At 47.8% G+C, this 23,993-nt stretch carries 15 protein-coding genes; 12 read left to right on the forward strand and 3 right to left on the reverse strand.

Going from position 1 to position 23,993, the window contains the following annotated elements; translation table 11 throughout:
* Positions 1 to 64 precede the first annotated feature (64 nt).
* The 5 genes from U5R06_01340 to U5R06_01360 all read left to right on the forward strand — a co-directional run bounded on the left by U5R06_01340 (position 65) and on the right by U5R06_01360 (position 8,210).
* Positions 65 to 1,417: a DUF362 domain-containing protein gene (locus U5R06_01340; GenBank protein ID MDZ7721483.1), complete on the forward strand. Its 1,353-nt coding sequence runs from the start codon at positions 65 to 67 to the stop codon at positions 1,415 to 1,417.
* Positions 1,371 to 2,948: an aldehyde dehydrogenase family protein gene (locus tag U5R06_01345; GenBank protein ID MDZ7721484.1), complete on the forward strand. Its 1,578-nt coding sequence runs from the start codon at positions 1,371 to 1,373 to the stop codon at positions 2,946 to 2,948. Before U5R06_01340 ends, U5R06_01345 begins: the two co-directional genes overlap by 47 nt.
* Positions 2,949 to 3,819: 871 nt before the next feature.
* Positions 3,820 to 4,464: a hypothetical protein gene (locus tag U5R06_01350; GenBank protein MDZ7721485.1), complete on the forward strand. Its 645-nt coding sequence runs from the start codon at positions 3,820 to 3,822 to the stop codon at positions 4,462 to 4,464.
* 298 nt (positions 4,465 to 4,762) lie between these two features.
* Entirely contained in the window at positions 4,763 to 6,133 is a 1,371-nt protein-coding gene (dgt, locus tag U5R06_01355) for a dNTP triphosphohydrolase (protein ID MDZ7721486.1), read from the forward strand.
* Positions 6,134 to 6,374: 241 nt separating this feature from the next.
* A complete protein-coding gene (locus U5R06_01360; protein MDZ7721487.1) occupies positions 6,375 to 8,210 on the forward strand; it encodes a glycoside hydrolase family 15 protein in 1,836 nt (611 codons plus the stop codon).
* Positions 8,211 to 8,501: 291 nt separating this feature from the next.
* Here U5R06_01360 and U5R06_01365 read toward each other — a convergent pair whose 3' ends face one another.
* Positions 8,502 to 8,717, reverse strand: a complete 216-nt coding sequence (locus U5R06_01365) for a hypothetical protein (protein ID MDZ7721488.1) — start codon at positions 8,715 to 8,717, stop codon at positions 8,502 to 8,504.
* 540 nt (positions 8,718 to 9,257) lie between these two features.
* Between U5R06_01365 and U5R06_01370 the strand changes: the two genes are divergently transcribed.
* The 5 genes from U5R06_01370 (at position 9,258) to U5R06_01390 (ending at position 18,632) form a co-directional block, all read left to right on the forward strand.
* Positions 9,258 to 11,546 carry a PAS domain S-box protein gene (locus U5R06_01370; GenBank protein ID MDZ7721489.1) on the forward strand — a complete coding sequence of 763 codons (2,289 nt, stop codon included), beginning with the start codon at positions 9,258 to 9,260 and terminating at the stop codon, positions 11,544 to 11,546.
* Positions 11,547 to 11,768: 222 nt separating this feature from the next.
* Positions 11,769 to 12,884 (forward strand): PAS domain S-box protein, encoded by a 1,116-nt coding sequence (locus tag U5R06_01375; GenBank protein ID MDZ7721490.1) that lies wholly within the window; start codon positions 11,769 to 11,771, stop codon positions 12,882 to 12,884.
* Positions 12,885 to 13,171: 287 nt separating this feature from the next.
* Positions 13,172 to 16,645 carry a two-component regulator propeller domain-containing protein gene (locus U5R06_01380; protein MDZ7721491.1) on the forward strand — a complete coding sequence of 1,158 codons (3,474 nt, stop codon included), beginning with the start codon at positions 13,172 to 13,174 and terminating at the stop codon, positions 16,643 to 16,645.
* On the forward strand, positions 16,591 to 17,043 hold the full coding sequence (locus tag U5R06_01385; GenBank protein MDZ7721492.1) for a response regulator: 453 nt from the start codon (positions 16,591 to 16,593) through the stop codon (positions 17,041 to 17,043). Before U5R06_01380 ends, U5R06_01385 begins: the two co-directional genes overlap by 55 nt.
* Positions 17,040 to 18,632, forward strand: coding sequence for a response regulator (locus U5R06_01390; GenBank protein ID MDZ7721493.1), 1,593 nt, complete (start codon positions 17,040 to 17,042; stop codon positions 18,630 to 18,632). Before U5R06_01385 ends, U5R06_01390 begins: the two co-directional genes overlap by 4 nt.
* 19 nt (positions 18,633 to 18,651) lie before the next feature.
* Here the strand turns inward: U5R06_01390 and U5R06_01395 are convergent, their stop codons facing one another.
* Positions 18,652 to 19,647, reverse strand: coding sequence for a Gfo/Idh/MocA family oxidoreductase (locus U5R06_01395; protein ID MDZ7721494.1), 996 nt, complete (start codon positions 19,645 to 19,647; stop codon positions 18,652 to 18,654).
* 455 nt (positions 19,648 to 20,102) lie between these two features.
* Between U5R06_01395 and U5R06_01400 the strand changes: the two genes are divergently transcribed.
* The gene (locus U5R06_01400) at positions 20,103 to 21,812 is read left to right on the forward strand and encodes a glutamine--tRNA ligase/YqeY domain fusion protein (GenBank protein ID MDZ7721495.1); all 1,710 of its coding nucleotides are present in this window, start codon (positions 20,103 to 20,105) and stop codon (positions 21,810 to 21,812) included.
* A 93-nt stretch (positions 21,813 to 21,905) separates the two neighbouring features.
* Here the strand turns inward: U5R06_01400 and U5R06_01405 are convergent, their stop codons facing one another.
* Positions 21,906 to 22,724 (reverse strand): rhomboid family intramembrane serine protease, encoded by an 819-nt coding sequence (locus U5R06_01405; GenBank protein MDZ7721496.1) that lies wholly within the window; start codon positions 22,722 to 22,724, stop codon positions 21,906 to 21,908.
* Between the two features lie 176 nt (positions 22,725 to 22,900).
* On the opposite strand from U5R06_01405, the gene ychF reads away from it, so the two are divergent.
* Positions 22,901 to 23,989: a redox-regulated ATPase YchF gene (gene ychF / locus U5R06_01410; GenBank protein MDZ7721497.1), complete on the forward strand. Its 1,089-nt coding sequence runs from the start codon at positions 22,901 to 22,903 to the stop codon at positions 23,987 to 23,989.
* The last annotated feature ends 4 nt before the right edge of the window (positions 23,990 to 23,993 follow it).

The following is a 23,993-nucleotide window of genomic DNA, read 5'->3' on the forward strand; positions in this document are numbered from 1 at the left end:
TGTTTTACCTTGCTTTTATGCGGCAAAATATTATTTTATGAGTGTTTTCAGGAAAGGATGAATCATGTTCAATGTCTATCTGGGCGCCTGTTCAATCTATGATTCACAGCAGATTGCAGATGTCATTCAAACCGGTCTTGACGCCATTCAATTCAACCAGTCCATTTCCGGCCATGTGGTCATCAAACCCAATCTGGTGATGGCGCATCCGGCTGTGGCCACGGAAGGCTATACGCGTCCGGCTGTGGTGGACGCGCTGCTCGGCCTGCTGCGGCGCGATCATCCGCAGATCCGCAAACTGGACATTGTGGAGAAATCAGGGCTCGGCATCACCACCTCTGCCATGTTCAAAACTGCCGGATATCACAAACTGAAACAAAAGCACGGCGTGCGCCTGCGCGCCATGGAGGCCATTGCCAAAGTGAATGTGCCGCTGCACAACGCTCAGGTGCATGACACCGTGACCGTGGCCCGGGAAATGGCGGAACGAGATGTTCTCATTTTTATGCCCAAGTTGAAATCCAACGTGCTGTCGCACGGACTCTCCGGCGCTCTCAAACTGAACATCGGCACTCTTGACGGCCGGGAACGCCTGCATCGGCATCATTATGACCTGCCGCACAAGATTGCGGATATGCTGGAAATCGCCAATCCCGATCTGATTGTCACCGACGGCATCCGCATGGCCTACGGCGGCAATCAGATGACTCAGCACGGCACGCATCTGGGTGTGATTGTGATGGCGGACAATGCTGTGGCGCATGATCTGGTGTGCGCCCGTTTATTGAATCTGAATCCTGCCGGCATTGAACACATTCAGGAAGCGGCGCGTCGCGGTTATGGTCCCGCAACCCTAAATGAGGTCCGGATTGTCGGTGATTATCCGGTTAAAAAAGCGCAATCCATAACAGCTGGACTGGATCTGGGGTTCCGGCCGGTGGATCAGGTCGAGAGTCCCATGACGGTGCACAGCGGCGCCCCGTATTGCACCGCCGGTTGTCACGGTATTTTCCTGGACTGGATCTATATGATCAAAGACCGCAAACCGAAATTGTTTGCAAAACTGCCCGCCTTGAACGTCATTGTCGGCAAGGTGGAAAAGGACCTGCAGTCGGGACGCTTTGTGCTCATTGGCGACTGTGCCAAAACCTCGCGGCTGCCTGTGCGCGGCCGCAAGGTCTGGATTCGCGGCTGTCCGCCCAGTCACAAGCGCATTGTCTGGGATATGATGGTCCATTATCTGATCTTTAATCCCCTGGTGCGTCCTTCTTTGATTGTTGACGCTTATATTCGCTATCCTTTGAATAAACTGAAATCATTTTGGCTGAACGCCATCTGGTACCGACACATTCGCAACACAGGAACCCGCTATGCCCACCACAAAACAGCTGAACTCGATCAATCCGGCAACCGGTGAAATCATCGGTTCGGTCACCCGCTCTACTGAACAGGATGTTGTAAATGCCGTACAGATGGCCCGGCAACATTGTCCCGACTGGCGGGAGACATCCGTCAGACAACGACAAACCATTCTGGCTGCGAGTCGGCAACTGCTGTTGCAGCGCCGGGATGAGTTTGCTGAACTGATCACCGCGGAGATGGGGCGGCCGATCACCGAATCCCTGGTGATGGAGGTGCAGGCGTCTCTGGAACTGATCGGCTATTACGCCGGACACGCCGCCAAAATGTTAAAGCCGGAACGGCTGCAGCTGCACAATTTGTTTTTCGCCCGCCGCCGCAGTCTGGATATCAAAAAACCGCTCGGTGTCATCGGTGTGATCTCACCGTGGAACTGGCCGCTGCTCATTCCCCTGGGCTGCATTGTGCCCGCGCTGCTGGCCGGCAACTGTGTCGTCCACAAACATTCCGAACATACACCGCTGATCAATGAAACGCTGCTCAGGCTGTTCCGCGATGCCGGTCTGCCCGAGGGTGTGTTTCAGATCGTGCACGGGGCTGGGGAGGCCGGACAGGCGCTCATTGATGCGCAGGTAGACAAGCTGTTTTTCACCGGCAGCACCCGAATCGGCAGCCACGTGATGTCCGAATGCAGCAAAAATTTGATTCCGGTGGTGCTGGAACTGGGCGGACAGGACGCGACGCTGGTGTGTGCGGATGCGCATCTGGAGACCGCTTCCAGCGGACTGGTGTGGGGCGCGTTTATGAATGCCGGACAAAACTGCAACGCTGTGGAGCGCATCTATGTGCATCAATCCGTGGCGGACGCATTTGTACGACGGTTTGTCGAGAAAACAAAACGCTTGCGCATGGGCGATCCCATGAATCCCGAGGTGGATATGGGACCGCTGGCCCTAAAACAGGAATTCGGCAAGATGCAGATGATGCTGAAATCCGCACAGGAGCGGGGGAGCATCATCCGCTGCGGAGAACATCGGCAACAGGACGGTCACTATTTTGCGCCGACCGTGGTGGTTACTGAAACCGATCAGCCGAACATCTGGGGCGATGAGGTGTTTGGTCCGCTGGTGTCCGTGACGCCGGTTACGGATATGGAAAAAGCCGTGCAGCTCGCCAATGACAATCCCTTTGGACTCACCGCATCCGTCTGGACACGACAACCCAAAGCAGGCGAGACGCTGGCTATGCAACTGGAAACCGGCACGGTGATGATCAATGACTGTATCGTGTCATTCGGGTTCCCGGAGGCGCCCTGGACCGGATTGAAACAAAGCGGCATCGGCTGGATGCACGGTAAAAAAGGATTTGAGGAAATGTTGTCCGTTCAGTACATCAATGCCGACCGGCAGTTCCGGCGTCAGAAATTCTGGTGGTTTCCCTATGGCGAGCGCATGCTCGACAGCATGCAAGCCGGACTGACATTTCTGCACAGCCGGAATGTGCTGAATAAAATTAAGGTGGTTATAAAGGTGATTGGGCGGTTCTGGCGGGAACTGTTGTTGAACCGGAACAATCCGGATAAACTGTGATGTTGCAGTGAGCCGTTGGACAGGATCGGACGGATCAACAGGATTTCAATTTTTGCACGGAATGCAATACAAGCATAGGGGGCTTGAGCCCCCCTTTCATTTCTCAGCCCCGGAGTTCACGCCGGGGCGGTTGAGCGTTGCGGCAGACGCTGAATATATCGGTCACAGATTCTGACGGACACCTGAGCTTCCCGGCTTTGCCCGGCACGGCAGCATGGCAGATGCCGCACTTTATATGCTGACCTCGTCGTACAATTCCCCAATTATGCAACGAGTGGTCGCGGCACAATAGAGGGCGGTGAATGAGAGCGGCACAATAAAGCAAAAGACATTCAATTTTTTACCTGTGATGCTATTCTTTGTTCATCATTCAATGTTTTGTTTGTATCGTTCCTTGCTGAATATCGGGGCAGCGAACAAAACGAACGACACGAACTGAAATTCTAAAAATCCACTATTAGAATTGTAGGTACTTTTGCAATACCAATCTTTGACATTCAGGCATGTATTGGTGAATGATCTGAGCTGCATGTTTCATTTTTATCAGGAACTGATAAAAATGAAACATGCCGGGCTTGTTTATTTGTTCGTCTTGTTCGTTGCTGATTTTCTTTGAACAGCGAACAAAACAAACGGCACGAACTGCAACGGCGAATCCGGTAAAAGATATCGGATAATATCAAAATATTAAATGATTGCTATTTCATGATTATTGGATCTTGCACAGCAGCATCGCGGATGCTGAACTTTACACCCGCAATTTTATAATTCCCCTTGATATTTGTCAAACAAATGGTTAAATATCAGTATGAAATATTATTCATGCAGAGATTTTTGCGATTACACATTATTAAACAAAGGAGTTAGGCTTTTGAAATTATTGATGAAACGAAAATCGTTTTTCGTTGTTTTGCTTTTCTTTACAATCATATTGTCCTGCGCTGACATTGGCAGAAAAAAGTATGCACTTGATAAAACGATCACGCCTGATAATATCAAATATGCCGGCGCCCGCTCGTCCTCCTATGGTATCGAACCGTTTCCGGCTCCCCGGGTCTGGGAAACCGTCATGAACAGCATGCAAGAACATTTCAACGGTTCCGCGCCCTGCGGCATCTGGATTGTCGGACGAATGCATCAAGAAACCCGATGCAAACTGGAATTTCCGTCCGAGGGACAGCCGGACACCAATCTGGTGTTCCTGGATCATAACAAACATAACGCTTACCTGTGGATGCCGCCCGAGTATCGCGGAGATTTGATTTTTGTGTCAGACAGCCAGATTTTTGAAAGCATGGACGCGATGATACAGGAATTTGTCGAGTACTGGGCGGATTATTTTAAACCCAATCCAGTGGGGTTTCAATACGGATATCCCAGTGACAGACCCTGGTGGCGTCAGCTGCAGAATCCGCCCGCCGATATCGGCCATACCATCGCTCAGCATCATTTCCAGGACTGCGGTCTGCTCTGGGTTGATTTTACACTAAGAGAGGTGTTTCCGGGATTGGACTAATAGTAATCTACTTGTGATCGGCGGGATAAAATATAAATTGGATAAATTTGTCCGAATTATTTCTGCAAGAGAGATGAGTGAAAAGGAAAAAAGCGCGTATGAAAAACGAAAAAATCCCTGATTTTAAATCAAAAGAACAGAAACAGTATGTACTGGAGTACGTACTGTTTCGACATGATTCAAACTATTGTAAAATAACAAAATAAAATAGGTAATTCTGAGGCTGTTTTGTTTGTTGTTAAAACTGCCGGACTTGTCCGAACGACAGAGAATTCAAATCGATAAAACCTGGATAACTATGAACTGGAACACTATTATTTCCGGAAACCGCACCGGGGGGACCACAATTAGCTCTGAAATCCGTACGGATTATCAACGCGATTTTGACCGATTGGTGTTTTCATCCGCGTTTCGGAGACTGCAGAATAAAACCCAGGTCTTTCCGCTGCCGGGGGCCACGTTTGTTCACAATCGATTGACCCATTCTCTCGAAGTGGCGAGTGTGGGGCGTTCGCTGGGAAAAATCGTCGGCAAACAACTGGTCGATAAAGGATATATTGATGCACACTATCAAGAGTTTTACCAATATGAACTGCAAAATGTGATTGCGTCCGCCTGTCTGGCGCATGATATCGGCAATCCGTCGTTTGGACATTCCGGTGAAAAGGCGATATCCGCTTACTTTGAATCTAATGCGCATGTTGGTATTGAACCGGGTAAAGCGTTACAGGATTATTTCAAACCGGAAGAATGGCTTGACCTGATTTCCTTCGAAGGCAATGCTAATTCGTTCCGGACATTGACGCATCAATTCAAGGGCAAGTCCGCTGGCGGCTATCAGTTGACCTATTCCACATTGGCGTCTATTCTCAAATACCCCTGCGAGTCTACGGCCATTAAAACAGAGAACATCAATACAAAGAAATTCAGCTTTTTTCAGTCTGAAAAGGCGTTGGCCGTCGATATTTTAAACGCCCTGACTATCAGTAAACAATCGGATGATCCTTTGGTGTACAGTCGGCATCCTTTTGTCACTCTGACCGAAGCGGCGGATGATATCTGTTACCGGATTGTCGATTTTGAAGATGCCCAGCGCATGCATATTCTGCCGCACAAACAGGTCGCGGAACTGTTTTCAAGTTTGATTGAAAACATTGGCAGAAAAACGGACGATATGGATGCGATCAGGGCAACGTACAATCGGATTTCAGACAAGAACGAACAGATCGCGTATCTGCGGGCAAAGTGTATCAATACATTGACCCGGGAATCGGCTGATTTGTATATCCACAATGCCGACCGCATCATAAACGGGAGCTACAACAATGGACTGCTGGATGTCCTGACGGATCAGAATGCGCTGTTGTCCGAAATTAAAAAAATATCCATTGACAACATTTACAATCACGATTCGGTTCTCGAACTGGAAATTGCCGGATTTAAAATTATGAGTGATCTGCTCTCCCTGTTTGTCCCTGCCATGCTGAAACAAAACCCGGATCACCGGGATCAGAAAATACTGCGATTGATTCCCGAACAATTCCATTCCGGGGATGATACGGTCTATAAAAAGGTGCTGTCCGTGCTCGATTATTTGTCCGGTATGACAGACCCGTATGCCATTGAATTGTATCGAAAATTGTTTGGTATCGAAATACCAAAATATTAGAGTTTACGATTTTAGAGGAATCGGATTTTTTATTTCGACGATAACCCACTATATGGAATAAATAAACGTCCAGAGACAGTTTTCATTAAAATGGCCTGCGATATTGCAACGGACTGTTCCGGACAAGAGGTTTTTAATAGTACTCTTGTTCCAAAGGGGTTGTTGATGAGAGGGCGTTTTTCAGGAATAAACCGAATGAATTGGCTTTATCGGCGCTACAACCTTGACAAGGGCAACAGATATGGCATACCAAAATATTGAAGATTACGGAATAGTCGGGGATATGGAAACGGTCGCACTCGTCGGGATAAACGGCTCAATAGATTGGTTCTGTTATCCGCGTTTCGATTCGCCCAGTGTGTTCGGAGCAATCCTTGATGATAAAAAGGGCGGCCGATATTCCATCTCTCCGGATGGCAAAAGTTTGAAACAAAAACAATTTTACTGGCCCGAAACCAATGTGTTGATCACCCGATTTCTGTGCCGGGAGGGGGTGGGTGAAGTGATCGATTTTATGACCATACCGGACAAATACGACGAGCATAATCCGCATGCTCACAGACGCCTGTACAGAAGGGTTCGGCAGGTTCGGGGATCTTTGACGTTTCGCATGCACTGTAATCCGGCATTCAACTATGGACGGGATAGTCTGGACGTATCCCCGACAGCGTCCGGTGTTGCTTTTTCCTCATCCGCTTTGAACATGCAGCTTTCTGCTGATGTGCCGATAGAGATTACCAATGAGGGCTGTCGCGCAGAGCTCAATCTGCATGAAGGAGATTCCGTGCTTTTTATATTGCAGGAAATGTGTCCGGCGTGTGCGGCGGCGGGAATCAGCAAGGGCGAAGCACAGGAAGAATTCAGACGCACCGTGGAGTATTGGCGTGCATGGATCTCAACATGCAGTTATACAGGACGGTGGCGGGAAATGGTGCATCGATCCGCACTGGCTCTGAAACTGCTTACTTTTAAACCGACGGGCGCCATTGTGGCGGCTCCCACATGCAGCCTGCCCGAAGCGATCGGCGGGGAACGCAATTGGGATTATCGCTATACCTGGATACGCGATGCGGCATTTACGCTTTATGGATTGCTGCGCATCGGATTTACTCAAGAAGCCGAGCAGTTTATGAACTGGCTGGAGGCGCGCTGCCGGGAACTCTCTACCGATGGCTCGCTGCAGGTCATGTACGGTCTTGGCGGCGAACATAAACTGGACGAACAGGTGCTTTCCCATTGGGAAGGGTATCGGGGCTCCGGCCCGGTGCGGATCGGAAACGGTGCCTATGGCCAATTGCAGCTTGATATTTACGGCGAGTTGATGGATTCGGTCTATCTTTACAACAAGTATGGCAGTCCTATCTCATATGATTTATGGAATCAGTTGCGCCGGCTGATGAACTGGGTCGCCAAAAACTGGAACACGCCTGACGAAGGGGTATGGGAAACCCGCGGCGGGCGGCAGCATTTCGTATACTCAAAAGTTATGTGCTGGGTCGCCCTGGACAGAGCCCTGCGGCTCGCGGATAAACGCTCGTTCCCGGCGGACCGCAATGCATGGCTGTCTGCCCGGGATATGATCTATGAAACTGTAATGAAACAAGGCTGGAATGAAAAACGCAAGGCGTTTGTGCAGCATTTCGGCAGCCGGGACCTCGACGCCTCAACCCTTATTATGCCTTTGGTCTTTTTTATGTCGCCTGATGATCGGAGAATGCTCAGTACATTGGATGCGGTGCTCGAATCTCCTCAAAACGGCGGCCTGGTCTCGGACAGTCTGGTATATCGTTACAATACCCAAACATTTTCAGACGGTCTGCAAGGCTCGGAAGGTACTTTTAATATTTGCTCATTCTGGCTTGTGGAAGCTTTGACGCGCGCTGGTCGGGTGCACCCGAAACGGCTGGAACAAGCCCGCCTGATATTTGAACAGATGCTGGGCTATGCGAATCATCTGGGATTATATGCCGAAGAGACAGGTCCCACAGGTGAGGCATTGGGGAATTTCCCGCAGGCCTTTACCCATCTGGCATTAATCAGCGCGGCTTATAACCTGAACCGGGCTCTGGATCGATAATATCGATTAGGGTGCAGTCCGGTAAAAGACAGGCGCCGGAATCCAGGATAGACAACGTTTCTTCTGCTAAATATGTGCGTTTCTGGTGATTTATGCATTATTTTATTAATATATTTTTGTTTGTATTGGTGAATCATCCTGAAATTATCCCGTCTATCATGAATATGCCTGGTCGTTATTTGCGAAAACATTCTGACACGAGTCATTATATAGGCAGGTTGTTTTTGCTGGATTCTTACAGAATGAGAGTCAAGTCTTGAAAATTAAATTTTCCATGAACGAATTTATCTGCTATGCATCCAACTCTGTGATCAATTCCGTCAGCGCCTCGGCAATTTCCACGCATTTGCCCGGCTCTACAATATCCGGATTATCTTCAGACGAGTGTGTGATCCTGTGGGTGTCCAGGTGTTCGATCAGCCAATCGGATGACAAGGCAAGGGCCGGACATCCGTTTTGGATGAAAATGCTGTGATCGCCCTGTACCCACTGACTGCCGTGTGTCATGCCCGGATATCTGGAAAAAATCTGTTGTGCCTTGCTTTGAAATGCGGCCGGCAGATTGTAAAATGTTATTTTGAAATGTTTAGAATATACTAAACCATTATTGAAATAAAAATGATGTTACACCGCTTTGCAAATGGTTCAACCCGGCCTTTGACCGGAACATGATTTATACTTGATTTAACTGAATTTTTTACGTATAATGAATTGTCTCATTGTATTGTAGAATAGTGGTGTACGCTGTTGGCCGGATGATTGTTTCACTGCAAGACCATTGCGAGGACAAGGGTCTGCGATTGCGGCGGGAATAACAGGAGCGGGAGAGTTTATGACTCGGCCGGGTAAGAGATACCGTTTGACGGGATTTTTGATTTGCAGGGTGATGAACCACAACGGGGTAAAAATCGATAGAGCATATACTGTATCCTGCAGACCAAGAATGGCCCCGGCGGAGTTTGACAGTCCCGCCGGAAAGGGGGTATCTATGAAGAAAAATAAAATTGGGAAAACAGGACAACAGACGGCTGTCGTGGTCGGCGCCTCATGAGTAGCAACGGAAAAAACAAAGCCGTAGCTCTGCGACGACGGGCGGAAAAACTGTTGAACGAATCCCCCGAGACCTATAAAGTCTCTGAACTCCAGGACGTGAACAAGCTGGCGCATGAACTGGCGGTGCATCAGGCTGAACTGGAACTGCAGCATGAAGAGCTGCGCAATACGCAGCTCATTTTGCAGAAAACCCGCGACCGGTTTGCCGCATTGTTTGAACACGCGCCGGTCGGATATGTGGTGCTGGATGACGCGGGAATGATCCGCCAGACCAACAGCACCTGGGGAGATATGTTGGGCCGTCCAGGTGAGGAATTCCGCGGCAAACCATTTTCTGAATTTATTCTGAAAGAGGATGCGCCGATTCATCATCCCGATGATCTGGAACGGGTGACAAAATGGCTGAATGACTGTATTGAATCCGGCAGTGATCAACTGGAGCCGAATGAATACAGGCTCGTTAAAAAAGACGGTCAAGTGATTACCGTGCACGCCCTCGGTGTTATCGAGCGAGATAAAGAGAACGTCAAGGTGTTTGCAACGCTGCAAGATATTACTGAACAGAAACACGCCGAGGAAGCGCTTCGCAAAAGTGAAGAAAAGCACCGGATTACACTCAATTCAATAGGCGATGCGGTGATCGCTACGGATGTAAAAAGCCGAATTATACATATGAATCCGGTGGCCCGGGATCTGACGGGCTGGGAATTAAAAGAGGCCCTGGGTCAGGATTTGAGAACAGTTTTTAACATTCAGAATGCAAAGACCGGAAAACGGGTTAAAAACCCGGTTGAACCGGTGCTGAAATCGGGGAACATTATTGGTTTGGCCAATCATACCAAACTCGTATCCAAGGACGGTCAGGAATACCAGATCGCCGACAGCGGCGCGCCGATTAAAAATGCAACGGGTGAAATAACCGGTGTGGTGTTGGTGTTTCGGGATGTCAGCAAAGAATATCAAATGCGGGAGGCGTTGAGAGAGCGCGAACAGAGATTCCGTTCTGTTTTTGAAACGGCCAATGTGGGAAAATGTATCACGCAGCCGGACGGTCAGGTGTTTTTTAACAAAGCATTTTGCGAGATGCTGGGATATACAAAGGAGGAGTTGAGAGACAAAACCTGGCAGGAATTAACTCCTGATGCAGATATAGAAAAAAGCACAACACAAATAGCACCATTGCTGAATGGAGAAAAGGATTCGGCCCGATTCGAGAAACGATATCTTGATAAAAATGGATCGATCATTTGGGCGGATGTCAGTACGGTTCTGCATCGCGATGATCAGGGTGACCCTCAATTTTTTATTACAACCGTCATTGATATATCAGAGCGCAAACAAATGGAAGATGCGCTGCGGCAAAACGAGCAGAATCTGAAAGAAGCCCAGCGCCTGGCCAAGATCGGCAGCTGGTTGTGGTATTTTGACAGCGATGAACTCTATTTGTCGGACGAGATGTACAATATTATGGGTGCAAAGAAAGACAAAATCTTGCTGCGGGTTGATCAGCACAAGCGCTATTACACGCCTGAAAGCTGGCAGAGATTTCAAAAGGCCGTGGAAACCGCTAAAAAAACCGGTGAACCCTATGAAATCGAGCTTGAACTGATACGCAAAAAAGGTGAAAACCGATACACTGTGGCCCGGGGAGAACCCGTGTTTGATCATGAGAAAGTGATCGGTCTGCGCGGAACCCTTCAGGATATCACCGAGCATAAAAAAACAGATCAGATCATTAAAGAAAATGAGCGGAAATTCAGGACTTTGGTGGAACAGATCGCTGACGGCCTGCTTTTGCATGATCTGGACGGAAAGATTCTGGCCGTAAATCAAACCTCTGTCAATCAATACGGCTATTCCCGCGATGAATTGCTGAACATGAATGTCAGTGATATTGATCCGGATTATGATGAACGCGAAGAAAAAGGCGCATTTTATGATCAGATGAATTTTAACGATCCCGTTCGCTTTGAAGCCCGGCAACAACGCAAAGACGCCGAGATATTCCCGGCCGAGGTGACTCTGACCAAAATCCGGTTGCAGGATCAGGTTTATATCATGGGACTTTGCCGCGATATCAGTCAACGCAAAAAAGCGGAAAATGAATTGAGAACGCTTAAAGACAGGCTTGAACAAGAAGTGGAGAAAAAAACAAAAGAGTTGCAGCAGAGACTCCAGGAGCTTGAACGCTTTCATGACGCCACCATTGAACGCGAGTTTCGCATGAAAGAACTGCGGGATGAAAATGATGAGCTCCGCGAAAAGATAAAAGACATTCAATGATGATCATCAGCGCGCATATGATCTGGTGTGTGGTATTGTGGTACGGGGTATGAGATGTGAGGTGTTGAGGTATGCGGTATTGCAGTATGCGGTACGGGGTATGAGGTGTGAGGTGTGTGGTGTGTGGTGTGAGGGTTAGTTGGTTGGTTGAGACGAGTATTGGGCGGATAGATCGTGTATACGTTAGAGAATCTGAATAAACTGTTTTCTGCATAGGATGTGATGATTATTGATGCCATAAATATTTCTTTACTGGTGCTGATCGGTTTCAGGTTGGTGGCTCTACTGTTCTTTTTTGAGCTTTATGTGAGGAAAAGAGATCTGAAATATGCAGTGCTTGCGTTTGCCTGGTTTGCTTATCTGCTCGGTCCGATTCTTGGTTTGTGGGGGTACAATAATACCGGACAAATTAATCACCCGGTTTTTGGACTTTCGGCTGCAATCGGGACCTATTTGCTGCTTTGGGCAGTCCTGCTTTATTTTTATCATATTTCCAAACGCGCGGTACTGTTCTGGACGTTTTCCCCGATCCTCATACTCGGACTTGCGATGCTGTACGTCCCGGAACTGGGGAGTAAATCCGCTGTATTTTTGCAAACACTTTTTATTATGCTGGCATTGGTGATTGTACTGTTCAAACGCAAAGAATTTGTGGCCTATGCCGGAAGCAGTTATACATGGCTGGTGATTTTTCTTGTTGTTGCATTGACGCATGCGTTCGGGTTTCTTCAAATTTATCCCAATGCACCCTTGTCCCTGAAATTTTTCTTTACCTTTATCCTCAATGCTTTCCTGTTTATGTTTTTTGTCAGGTTTGATCATCATATTGCTTTGAATGAGTTAAAAGCAAGCGAGGCGCGATTCCGGTCCATCACGGAAAATTCGGCGGATGCGATCTTTATTGTGGATCAAAAGGGTGATTATCAATATGTAAATGAAAAAGCTTGTGAACTGTTTGGATATTCAGAACAAGAATTCTGCGGTATGAATATCACGGACTTGAATCGGAAAACATTACCGGATACGTTCAAATATTTGGTTGAAACCGGCAGTCTTTTCACTGAACTCGAGCTGCGAAAGCGGGATGGAACGAGTATTCCGGTGGATATTAATGCAGTTCGGTTGCCCAATGGCTGTTTTTACTCAAGCTGTCGGGATATTACCGAAAGGCGGAAAACCGAGGATGAACTCTATCAGTTGAAAAATGAACTTGAAGAGAAAATCAGAGAAAATACGATCGAACTGCAGGAAAAGATAGCTGATTGCAGCAGTTCCGGGATGCGACCATTCACCGTGAATTGCGTATGGAAGAGTTGCGACAAGAAATCAAGGCATTGAAAGAGGAACGGGATTAAAAAAGTTTTTCGAAAACATGAATATTCATGCAAAGAATTCTCCGTTGATATGTCTTGTTATTGAATGCTGAATTTTTTATACTGGACTTGTCAAAGCATTACATCTATGCAGTGCTAACGCAAGAGTGTGCCCCCGGCATTTCAAAGCATATAATAATAGAGGTCGCGGAAATTGCTTTAGGCATGGTGCAATAACGTTTGAGTGATTGGAAGCCAAGTGTTGTACAATAGCAAAACAAACAGGGTCAGCAAGTTCTGTTCTTCTTATGTATGGTGTTTACATCAGGGTTAGCACAGTACAATCCATCAAACCTGCAGTTTTATCAAATTGATACTGAAGATGGCCTGTCTGATAATACAATAACGGCGATACAAAAAGGACCGGATGGATTCATGTGGTTTGGTACTACATCCGGTTTGAATAAATATAATGGATATGATATTCAAATTTACCCTGCCCGTACGGATAGCCTCTCACTTTCCGATAGCTGGATCACGGATATTGAAATTGATGCTTCAGGAAATCTGTGGATTGGCACTCAGAATGGGGTGAATCGTTATATCCCGGAGTATGATGGATTCGAACACCACCTAAAGGGTATCTATATCCACAAGCTTGCTGTATTGCGCGGAGAGCAATTGGCTGTCTGCACGCATAGCGGATTGGCGCTTTATAATGCGGAGCAAAACGATTTCCGTCTGTTTGAACATGATCCGGAGAATGGCAATTCGATCAATAACAACACTGTCATGGATATCATTTCTCTTTGCAATGGAGATATCCTAATTGCGACAGCGGATCAAACCATTCAAAGATTCGATCCGGTGAACAAAAGATTTACATCCGCGCTTGATTTTCAGGGACTGCCCCATAGCCGTTATGAAAAATATCTTTTTCAGGATACCAGCGGATGTATCTGGGTCGGTACGGATGCACACGGTGTTATACGTTATCAGCCGAAGGACAGCAGCTTTGTAGATTATACCGGAAACCCTGCAAAAGATTTGTCTTGTGATTTTATTCAGATACAATCGTATTTGTTTGTTGGGACTGAAGGCGGCGGTGGACTGCAGTGTTTTAATCTTGACGCCAAAGCGTTTTCCACTATTTTACCCGATCCCAAAGATCAATTTTCACTCTCCAATGGAGATGTTTTTTCTCTTTATTATGACCGAGTCAGCCAAATTCTCTGGGTGGGTACCCTGTCGGGTGGTGTAAATGTTCATGATCCGCGCCGTAAAAAATTCGATTTGATCAAAAACAATCCCTATGATTCTACCTCACTCAGCCCCAATCCGGTTGCAAGCATCTTTCAGGATTCAAAAAACAGACTTTGGATGGGCACTGATCATGGAGGGCTTTGTTTGTATAGAGGACCGGAACAGGGATTCCGTCATTACACAACGGCGAACAGCGCCCTGAGTTCGGATGCTGTTATGGATGTGGAAGAGGCGCCGGATGGCCGGATTTTGATCTCGACCTGGGGCGGGGGTGTCAATGTATTCAATCCCGAACGCGGTCATTTCACCCGCTTTATGGAAAATCCCGCTGATGATCGATCCCTTTTATCGAATAATGTAGCTGATATGTATGTGGATCAGCAATCCAGAATCTGGCTCACCGTGTCTAAACCCGGCGCCGCACGTTTTGAATATGAAAGCGGCTCCTTTCAACCGCTTGCCGGGTATTTGGAACTGCCTGACTATTTGCAGGCCATAGGATCGGACGCCAACGGTGATGTTTGGATGACGGGGCAGCGGCAGGGTGTGTGGATTTATCAACCGGATCGTCAACAGGTGCACCCGATTGGTCATTTTACAGATGATTCTTTATCTGTAAGCGTCTTAAAGGGTGGAAATCAAATTTACCGTTCTGACAGCAATGATATCTGGATACCGGCTGAAAACGGGCTGTTTCGGATTCATCCTCACACAAAAAACACCATCAAACGTTATACACGCGAGGATGGACTGCCCGGCAATTCCGTTGCGAGTATTATTCAGGATCACAAAGGCCTGTACTGGCTGGGCACCTCTCATGGACTGTCGCGATTCGATCTTTCTACGGGTGAATTTGTCAATTTTGATCTTTCTGACGGTTTACAGGGGTACCAATTCGAAAGCGGTTTGGCTTGCAAAGATTCCAGCGGCTATTTGTATTTTGGCGGCAGTAAGGGGTATAACAGGTTTCATCCGGATAACATTGCTTACAATCGAACACCGCCGCCGATTGTGTTTACGGATTTTAAACTTTTTAACGAATCGGTAAATTTCGGCAATGAGAATTCTCCGCTGTCCCGCCATATTAATGAAACAAAGCGTATCGAGTTGAATGATACACAAAAGGTATTGACATTTGAATTTGCCGCTTTGAATTTCACGAATCCGTCGCAAAATAAATACGCCTGTAAGCTAACGGGATTTGATGAAACATGGATTCAATTGGGGCACAAACGCACCGTGACCTATACAAATCTTGATCCCGGAGATTATACGTTTTCTGTAAAAGCGGCCAATAATGACGGGATATGGAATGAAACCGGCCGGCGTGTCGAACTTGAAATTATTCCGCCTTTTTGGCAAACCGCCTTGTTCAGGATCACGGGCCTGTTTGCAGGACTGGCGCTCATTCTATTTCTAATCCGACATAGAACCCGAACGATTCGCGCGAGAAACCTTCGACTTGAGGAAATGGTCGCCGAGCGCACTCGTGAACTGCAAGTCTCAAAACAGGCGCTACAGCAGTCGCGGGATGACCTCGAAGACAGAGTGCGGGAGCGTACCGCTGAACTTACAGAACTCAAGAAAAGTCTTGAACAAAAAGTGGAACAAAGCACAAAAGAACTGCAGAAAAGGGTTCAAGAGTCTGAAAAAAGTCAGAAAGCCATGCTTTATATGGTCGAGGATCTGAACCGAATCGCATCGGAACTCAAGACAGAACGCCGCAAACTGGAATTTTCCAATCAGGAGCTTGAATCTTTTGCCTATTCCGTATCGCATGATTTGCGGGCGCCGTTACGCGCCATGGACGGATTCAGTCGGGCGCTGTTGGAAGATTATCAGGACAAACTGGATGAGCAGGGCCGTGATTATGCGCGGCGAGTACGTGACGCCAGCCAGAGAATGGGACATCTGATTGATGACTTGCTGCAATTGTCGCGCGCGTCACGATATAAAATGAGTCCGAAAACCATTGACTTTAGTAAAATGGTTCGCGACGAGTATGAACGGCTGAAAACCGCCGAGCCGGACCGGAATGTAAAATTGATCTGTGCTGACGGGATGAGCGCTTACGGTGATGTTCACCTTCTGTCTCTGGTGATCCAGAATCTGCTGGGTAATGCATGGAAGTTTACAAAAAAAACAAAACAGGCGTGTATCGAGTTTTCTGCGCAGAGCAATTTTAAGTGCAAAGCCCCGAATGCGGAAATAGATGAGGAAGAACTTGTTTATTTCGTTCGAGATAACGGCGCCGGATTTGATCAGGATTATATTGATAAACTGTTTCAGCCGTTTCAGCGCCTGCATACGGACAACGAGTTTCCCGGCACAGGTATTGGACTTGCCACGGTTCAGCGTATCATTCGTCGACACAACGGCAGCGTCTGGGCGCAGGGGGGTGTTGGAAAAGGCGCTGTGTTTTATTTTACATTGTTTGAAAAAAAAAATAAAAATCCGAGAGGTATGACATGCGGGAAAAAAGAATACTGCTGGTTGAGGATGACGAAAATGACATGCTGCTGACCTTGCGTTCTCTCAAGGACAGCAATATAGTCAATCCGATCGATGTGGTTCGAGACGGTGTGGAAGCTCTGGATTATCTCCTGGGTCGGGGTCAATATTCTGACCATCAGGAAAGAGACGCGCCGGCGGTTGTGCTTTTGGATTTAAAACTTCCCAAACTCGGTGGCCTTGAGGTTTTACGGCATATTCGCTCTGAACCGCGCACAAAACATTTGCCTGTTGTCATTCTGACCTCATCTTCTGAAGAAAAAGATATAATTAACGGTTATAAGCTGGGCGCCAACAGCTATGTGCGCAAACCGGTCGAATTTGAACAATTCTGCAGCGCGGTAAAACAATTGGGATGTTACTGGGTGCTGCTGAACCAGGCGCCGCCGATTGAAGGGAATTGCTTATGAGTGAAACTATCCGAGTGCTTGTTGTAGAAGATTCTGAGGATGACGCTTTACTGGTGCTGCGTACGTTGCGGCGTGGCGGCTATGAACCGGATTGGCTGCGCGTGCAGACCAGAAAAGAGATGCAATCCGCTCTCAAAGAGCGAGAGTGGGATGTTGTGCTGTCGGATTACAAATTGCCGCGTTTTGATGCTCCATCCGCCCTGCGCGTACTTTTCGATAGCGGGCTGGATATCCCCTTTATTGTGGTTTCCGGCACCATCGGTGAGGAGGTGGCGGTAGATGTTATGAAAGCCGGAGCGCATGATTATTTTTCGAAAGATAAATTAATGCGGCTGACATCGGCTATCAAACGTGAAATTCAGGAAGCAGAAAACAGACGCCGGAGGTTAGTCGCAGAACAGGAACGCGAAAAACTGCAAGAGCAACTGAGCCAGGCTCAGAAACTTGAATCTATTGGCCGATTGGCCGGCGGGGTAGCGCACGATTTTAATAATATGCTGAATGTTATACTGGGTCATACTGAAATGCTTTTGGATGACCTGCCTCGGCAAAGTATATGGCGGGCATCGCTTGAGGAAATCCGAAAAGCCGCACAGCGTTCTGCGGATCTCACCCGACAACTTTTGGCGTTTGCCCGAAAACAAACAACCACTCCCAAAGTGATCGATCTTAATGATACCATTCAGGGAATGCTCGGTATGCTGCGTAAACTCATTGGGGAGAATATAGAGTTGGTCTGGCAGCCGAGTCGAAAAACCGGGTGTGTACGCATGGACCCGAGTCAATTGGATCAAATCCTTGTAAATTTATGTGTCAATGCGCACGATGCCATCGACAAGGTGGGCAGCATCACCATTACGACTGATCATGTTGCTTTTGAAAAAGAAGATTATTCCCAAAATTTTGATATTGTGCCGGGCGATTATATGCTTCTGGTCGTCACAGATACCGGACATGGTATGAGTAAAGAGACTCTGGCCCAGATATTTGAACCTTTCTTTACGACAAAAGATGTCGGCAAAGGAACCGGTCTGGGGTTGTCCACGGTGTTTGGGGTTGTAAAGCAAAATAACGGATACATACGAGTGTACAGTGAACCCGGACAGGGGACGACCTTTAAACTTTATTTCCCCGAGTGTTCGACCCAACAGGATCGGCATGATGTGAAAGAGATCCCGACGGCATCTGCACCAGGTGAAGAAACCATTCTGCTTGTAGAGGATGAACCTGCTATTTTAAAAATGACCGGTACGCTTCTTGAGCGTTTAGGATATAACGTGCTGAGCGCAGCGACACCGGTTGAAGCGATTCAACTTGCCGGAGAGTATGCAAAACAGTTAAAAGAACAGAAAACCGACAATAACATTCATCTGCTGATTACGGATGTGGTGATGCCCGAGATGAACGGGCGCGATCTGGCGGCAAAACTGGTTGACATTTACCCCGATATCAAAGTCCTGTTTATGTCGGGATATACCAGTGAGCATATTTCGCATCAAGGCATGCTTGAGAATAGTGTTGATTTTTTGCAAAAACCCTTTTCACACAAGATGATAGCAAACAAAGTGCGGGAGGTAATGAAGAAATAAGCGCTTTATTGATATATCTTTAAACCGTGTTGCCGTAAATATCCAGTATCACCTCAGTTGCCAGTTTCGCTTCTTCCCCCGGCACACAGGGTTTTCGGTTTTGCTGCACCGCCTCGATAAAATCGCGTACAATTGTTTCGTGCCCCGCCGTCTGTGTGACCGCTGCGCTGCCGGCTCCGGAATGAAAATTTTGCCCCTGACATTCGCTGGGATTTTCAAGGTCCGGCACATCCCACACGCTGATGATATCATTTTTCATGCTGAACGATCCCTTTTCTGCATGGACCTGCAGCTCCGGCGCATATCCCGGCCAGGCCACAGTGGATGCAACCATGCTTCCGATCATACCGTTCGGGTGCCTCAGCAGGACAGCCCCGTGGTCCTCGGCCTGAATGCGGTGGGCAAAGGTGTCGGTCATGCTCACAACTTTATCGGGCTTGCCGAAAAACCAGCAGTAAATATCGACATTGTGACAGGCCTGCTGGATAAAGGGGCCGCCGCCGTCAATCTCCCGGCCGCCCCGGTACGGCGCGCTGTCATAATAATCCTGACCGCGCCAGAATTTCACCCACAAATCCGCGGCGTAAACACGCCCCAGTTTACCCTCATCAAGCAATTGTTTGATGGTCTGATTGTCCCGGCTCATGCGGCGCTGGTACGCCACGCCCAGCTTGACGTTGGCGTGGCGGCACGCCTGCAGCATGGCAGCCATGTTTTCCCGATTAATATCCAGCGGTTTTTCCACCAGTACATGTTTGTTCAGCGCCGCGGCATCGATAGCGCCACGGTGATGCAGGCCGTTCGGTGTGGTGACAATGACGGCATGGTAACTTGACTCAATCTGTACAAGCGTTTTTTGGATCTCAACCGGCCGGTCTTTGGGTACATAGTCCGGACGTGTCAGTGAGCGTGAAACAAATCCGGCTACCTCGGCCTGATCGAGATTTTCAATCACCTGCCAGTAGGTTTGACTGATATTGCCGGTGCCGATGATGACAAAACGAAAGGAGGACATGGCCGTTCCCGGTTTTTTTGCTGTTCTAACCTGTGACTAAAATATAGGCAAATTACGGGCATTTTGCAAGATTTTTACAGATATTCTATTGATTATTATATGCTTGCTTGGTTTGATTTTTTCAGCCGTTCCTCCATAAACGGCAGAGACGGGGTCTGTAGAAACCAAGCGTGTGGTTTCAGGGAGGACAGTACAATATTGGAAAGCATAAAATACTCTGCCGGTCGTGCTTTTTCATACTTGACTGTGTCGTCTCACTTATTTTCTGTTTGGGAACTGTATGATCAGCCCGGTTTTTGCGGATTTAGCGCCGGGTAAAATGTGTTGAAATTTGATGAATTTTAGTGTATATTACAGACTTGTGATTGAATGGTCATCTGTGCGGTAAGAGCTTCCGCCCTGTTTGAAATATCACTGGTTTTAGAGACCATTTTTAATTTTAAAGGTGAACGGGTATGAGTGAAAAAACTATTAAAAGCGATTCAGCGTCGGATTCTTTGAATAACGAAAAGACACATTTTATTCGGGACATTGTCGAGCAGGATCTCAAAAGCGGCAAGCACTCTGAGATCATCACCCGATTTCCGCCTGAACCCAACGGTTATCTGCACATTGGGCACGCCAAATCCATTTGTCTGAATTTTGGTCTGGCGGAACGTTATAACGGCCGCTGTCATCTGCGATTTGATGATACCAATCCGATCAAGGAAGAACAGGAATACATCGATTCCATTATTAAAGATGTCAAATGGCTGGGGTTTGACTGGGGCGATCACCTGTATTATGCCTCGGATTATTTTGAACGCATGTATGAACTTGCTGTCCAACTGGTAAAAAAAGGCAAGGCTTATGTGGACAGTTTGAACAGCGAACAGATCCGCCAATACCGCGGTACACTGACCGAGCCGGGCCAGAAAAGTCCGTACCGGAACCGTAGCGTCGAGGAAAATCTGGATATGCTGCAGCGCATGCGCAATGGCGAATACAAAGACGGTGAACACGTGCTGCGCGCCAAAATTGATATGGCCTCTCCCAATTTAAATATGCGCGATCCGGTCATGTACCGGATTCTGCATGCGCCGCATCCACGCACCGGCGACAAATGGTGTATTTATCCCATGTATGACTGGGCGCATGGCCTGGAAGATTCCATTGAAAAGGTGACGCATTCCTTGTGTACGCTGGAATTTGAGAATCATCGTCCGCTTTATGACTGGTTTTTGGAGCAGCTCGAGGTTTATCATCCGCAGCAGATCGAGTTTGCGCGTCTGAATTTGAGCTACACGATCATGAGCAAACGCAAACTCATGCGTCTGGTCAAAGAAGGTGTGGTTCGGGGATGGGACGATCCGCGCATGCCTACGATTTCCGGACTACGTCGGCGCGGATACACCCCGGAATCCATTCGTGATTTTTCAGATCGTATTGGTGTGGCCAAACGTGACAGTGTGGTGGATGTTGCGCTATTGGAGCATTGTCTGCGTGTTGATTTGAACAAGCGAGCGCCGAGATTTATGGGTGTACTGCGGCCGCTCAAGGTTGTCATTACCAATTATCCCAAAGACCAGGTAGACGAATTGGAGGCGATTAATAATCCCGAAGACCCGGATGCAGGCAAACGACCGGTCTCCTTCAGCCGGGAGTTGTATATTGAGCGCACTGATTTTATGGAAGATCCGCCGAAAAAGTTTTTCAGACTGGCTCCGGGACGCGAAGTCCGGTTGCGCTATGCCTACTATATTACCTGTCAGGATGTGATCAAAGATGAGAACGGCCGGGTGACCGAGCTTCATTGCACGTATGATCCGGAGACCCGCGGGGGATCTTCGCCGGATGGTCGTAAAGTAAAAGGCACACTGCACTGGGTCAGCGCCCGACATGCCCTGGATGCGCAGATTCGTCTTTACGATTACTTGCTCACGGTAGAGAATCCGGATACACAGGAAGATAAAGATTTTATAGAGTATATTAACGCGGATTCACTGGAAGCGCTGCAGGGCAAGGTGGAACCCGGTCTGCAGGATAAAGAACCGGGTTTTATTTGTCAATTTGAACGGCTGGGATATTTTGTTTTGGATCTGGACTCGACCCCGGATGAAAAAGTTTTTAACCGCTCTGTCGGGCTGCGGGATACCTGGGCTAAAATCCAGAAAAAGCAGAAATAAAATAGCAGCGCCCGTAGCTCAATTGGATCATCCGGCTTTGAGCCAGAGGGCTCTCGAGTCCATCCGGGCGCGCCCAACCCCCTTAAGGGGCTTTTATGTTATGATTTCCAATACAAAACAAACAATGGTCAATAACGCGGTCGCCAGCGCGGCAATCTGGTGACTCTGATTTTCAGGTTTGATATCGTTGAATTTGAGAACCAGGGCTGCGAGGTATCCGCCTGCAAATCCACCCGCGTGGGCCAGGTTGTTCACGCCCGGCATCAGAAAACCCATGACGAAGAGAATGATCGCCCAGGTCCCGACCTGCCTGTAGACGGCGTTGCCAAACTCTCCGCCGCTTTTTCTGCCGAAATAGACCAGAGCGCCCAATAAGCCGAATATAGATCCACTGGCGCCGACCGTGAACGGAATATTGACCATATCGGATATATAAAACCCCAGAATTCCGGAAAATGTAAAAATGAGAAAAGAACGGCCGGATCCGAACCATTGCTCAACCAGATGTCCCAGCTGTCGAAGCCATAGCATATTAAAAAGAATATGCAAAATACTGCCATGCAGATAAATCGCGGTGATCAAGGTCCACCAGCGTCCCTGAGCCATGGCGTAGCGTCCGGTCATACCCAGGGCATCAAGCGACTGCATACTGGGAGACAAGAGTCCCAAAAATCCCCGGGTTTGGAATATGGCGGCCAAATCCGCCAGCAAACTGGCGATGTACAAAAAAATACTGGTTCCCAGAATTAGCTTGACCATGTCAAAATCACCGAACAAACGGCGTACGGACGGACCATATCCCCATAAACCGGGATTCCAGCGCCCGCAAAACGAACATTTTTTTGAATTTGCCGAGATCAAACGTCCGCATTTGGGGCACTTTATGGAACCGCTTGTCTGACGTTTCAGCACGTTATTCTCCTTTTTTGATAAAGGTAATTAAAAATCATTACTTTATCAAACAAATTCACGCGCAAATGGTTCCCCTGTCAGGGAATGAGCATGATTTTAATATTTCACTTGCAATTCATTGCACAAGCCTTAAATTTAGTTATTAAAAAAAATGGTTTTGAATTATTGAGGATATTATGAAAATAGGAATTGTTGGACTCGGCCAATCAGGTAAGACCACATTGTTTAATGCGTTGACAGGGTCTGCCGCTCAGACCGGGTTCGCGTCCGGCAAAGCGGAAGCCAATAAAGCCAATGTTCAGGTCCCGGATGAACGGGTAGAGACATTAACTGAAATATATCAGCCGGAAAAAAAAGTGCCGGCGGTTATTGAATATATCGATCTGGCCGGATTGACCGCATCCGAACAGAAGAAAGGCGGATTAACGGATGAATTTCTTGGGAATTTACGGACAGTGGATGCGGTATTGATTTTAACGCGCGCTTTTCACAACGACAGCGTACCGCATCCGTTAAACTCTATAGATCCGAAACGCGATTTTGATCTGATCCAATCCGATCTTTTGCTGAGTGATCTGAACGTGATCGAAAATCGGATGCAGAGACTGGAAAAACAGATCAAAGCTAAAAAGACTGCGGAAGATCAACGGGAATATGATCTTTTGCAGAGTTTCAGCGAGGCGCTGGAAAACGAAACCCCGCTGCGGGACCTGGAAATCAGCCGGGAACAGGAGATGATGATCCGGGGCTATCAGTTTCTGACATTAAAACCATTGATTGTGGCGCTGAATATCGGTGAAGAGGAGATCCCGGATTCGGAAACTATCCCTGAGGCTTTTGAGGAACTTTTCAAGGCGGAACAGAGCACGGTGGTGTTAATATCCGCTCAGATTGAAATGGAAATTCAACAGCTGTCCGATGAAGAGGCGGAAGCCTTTCGCCGGGATATCGGCATTACCCACTCTGCCATGCAGCGGTTGATCCGTCTGTCCTACGAGTTCCTGGGTCTGATTTCCTTTTTCACGGTCGGCAGTGACGAGGTGCGCGCCTGGACGATTCCGTTGAACACAGCTGCGCCTCAGGCTGCCGGGGCTATCCATACTGATTTTGAACGCGGTTTTATTCGAGCTGAAGTGGTTTCTTATGATGAGTTTATTCAGAGAAAATCATTGCAGAAATGCAAGACCGATGGTGTGTTGCGTCTGGAAGGCAAAGATTATATCGTCAAGGATGGTGATATAATCAGTTTTCGTTTTGCGGTGTAGATTC

Source organism: candidate division KSB1 bacterium, from assembly GCA_034521575.1.
Taxonomy (GTDB): domain Bacteria; phylum Zhuqueibacterota; class Zhuqueibacteria; order Residuimicrobiales; family Krinioviventaceae; genus JAXHMJ01.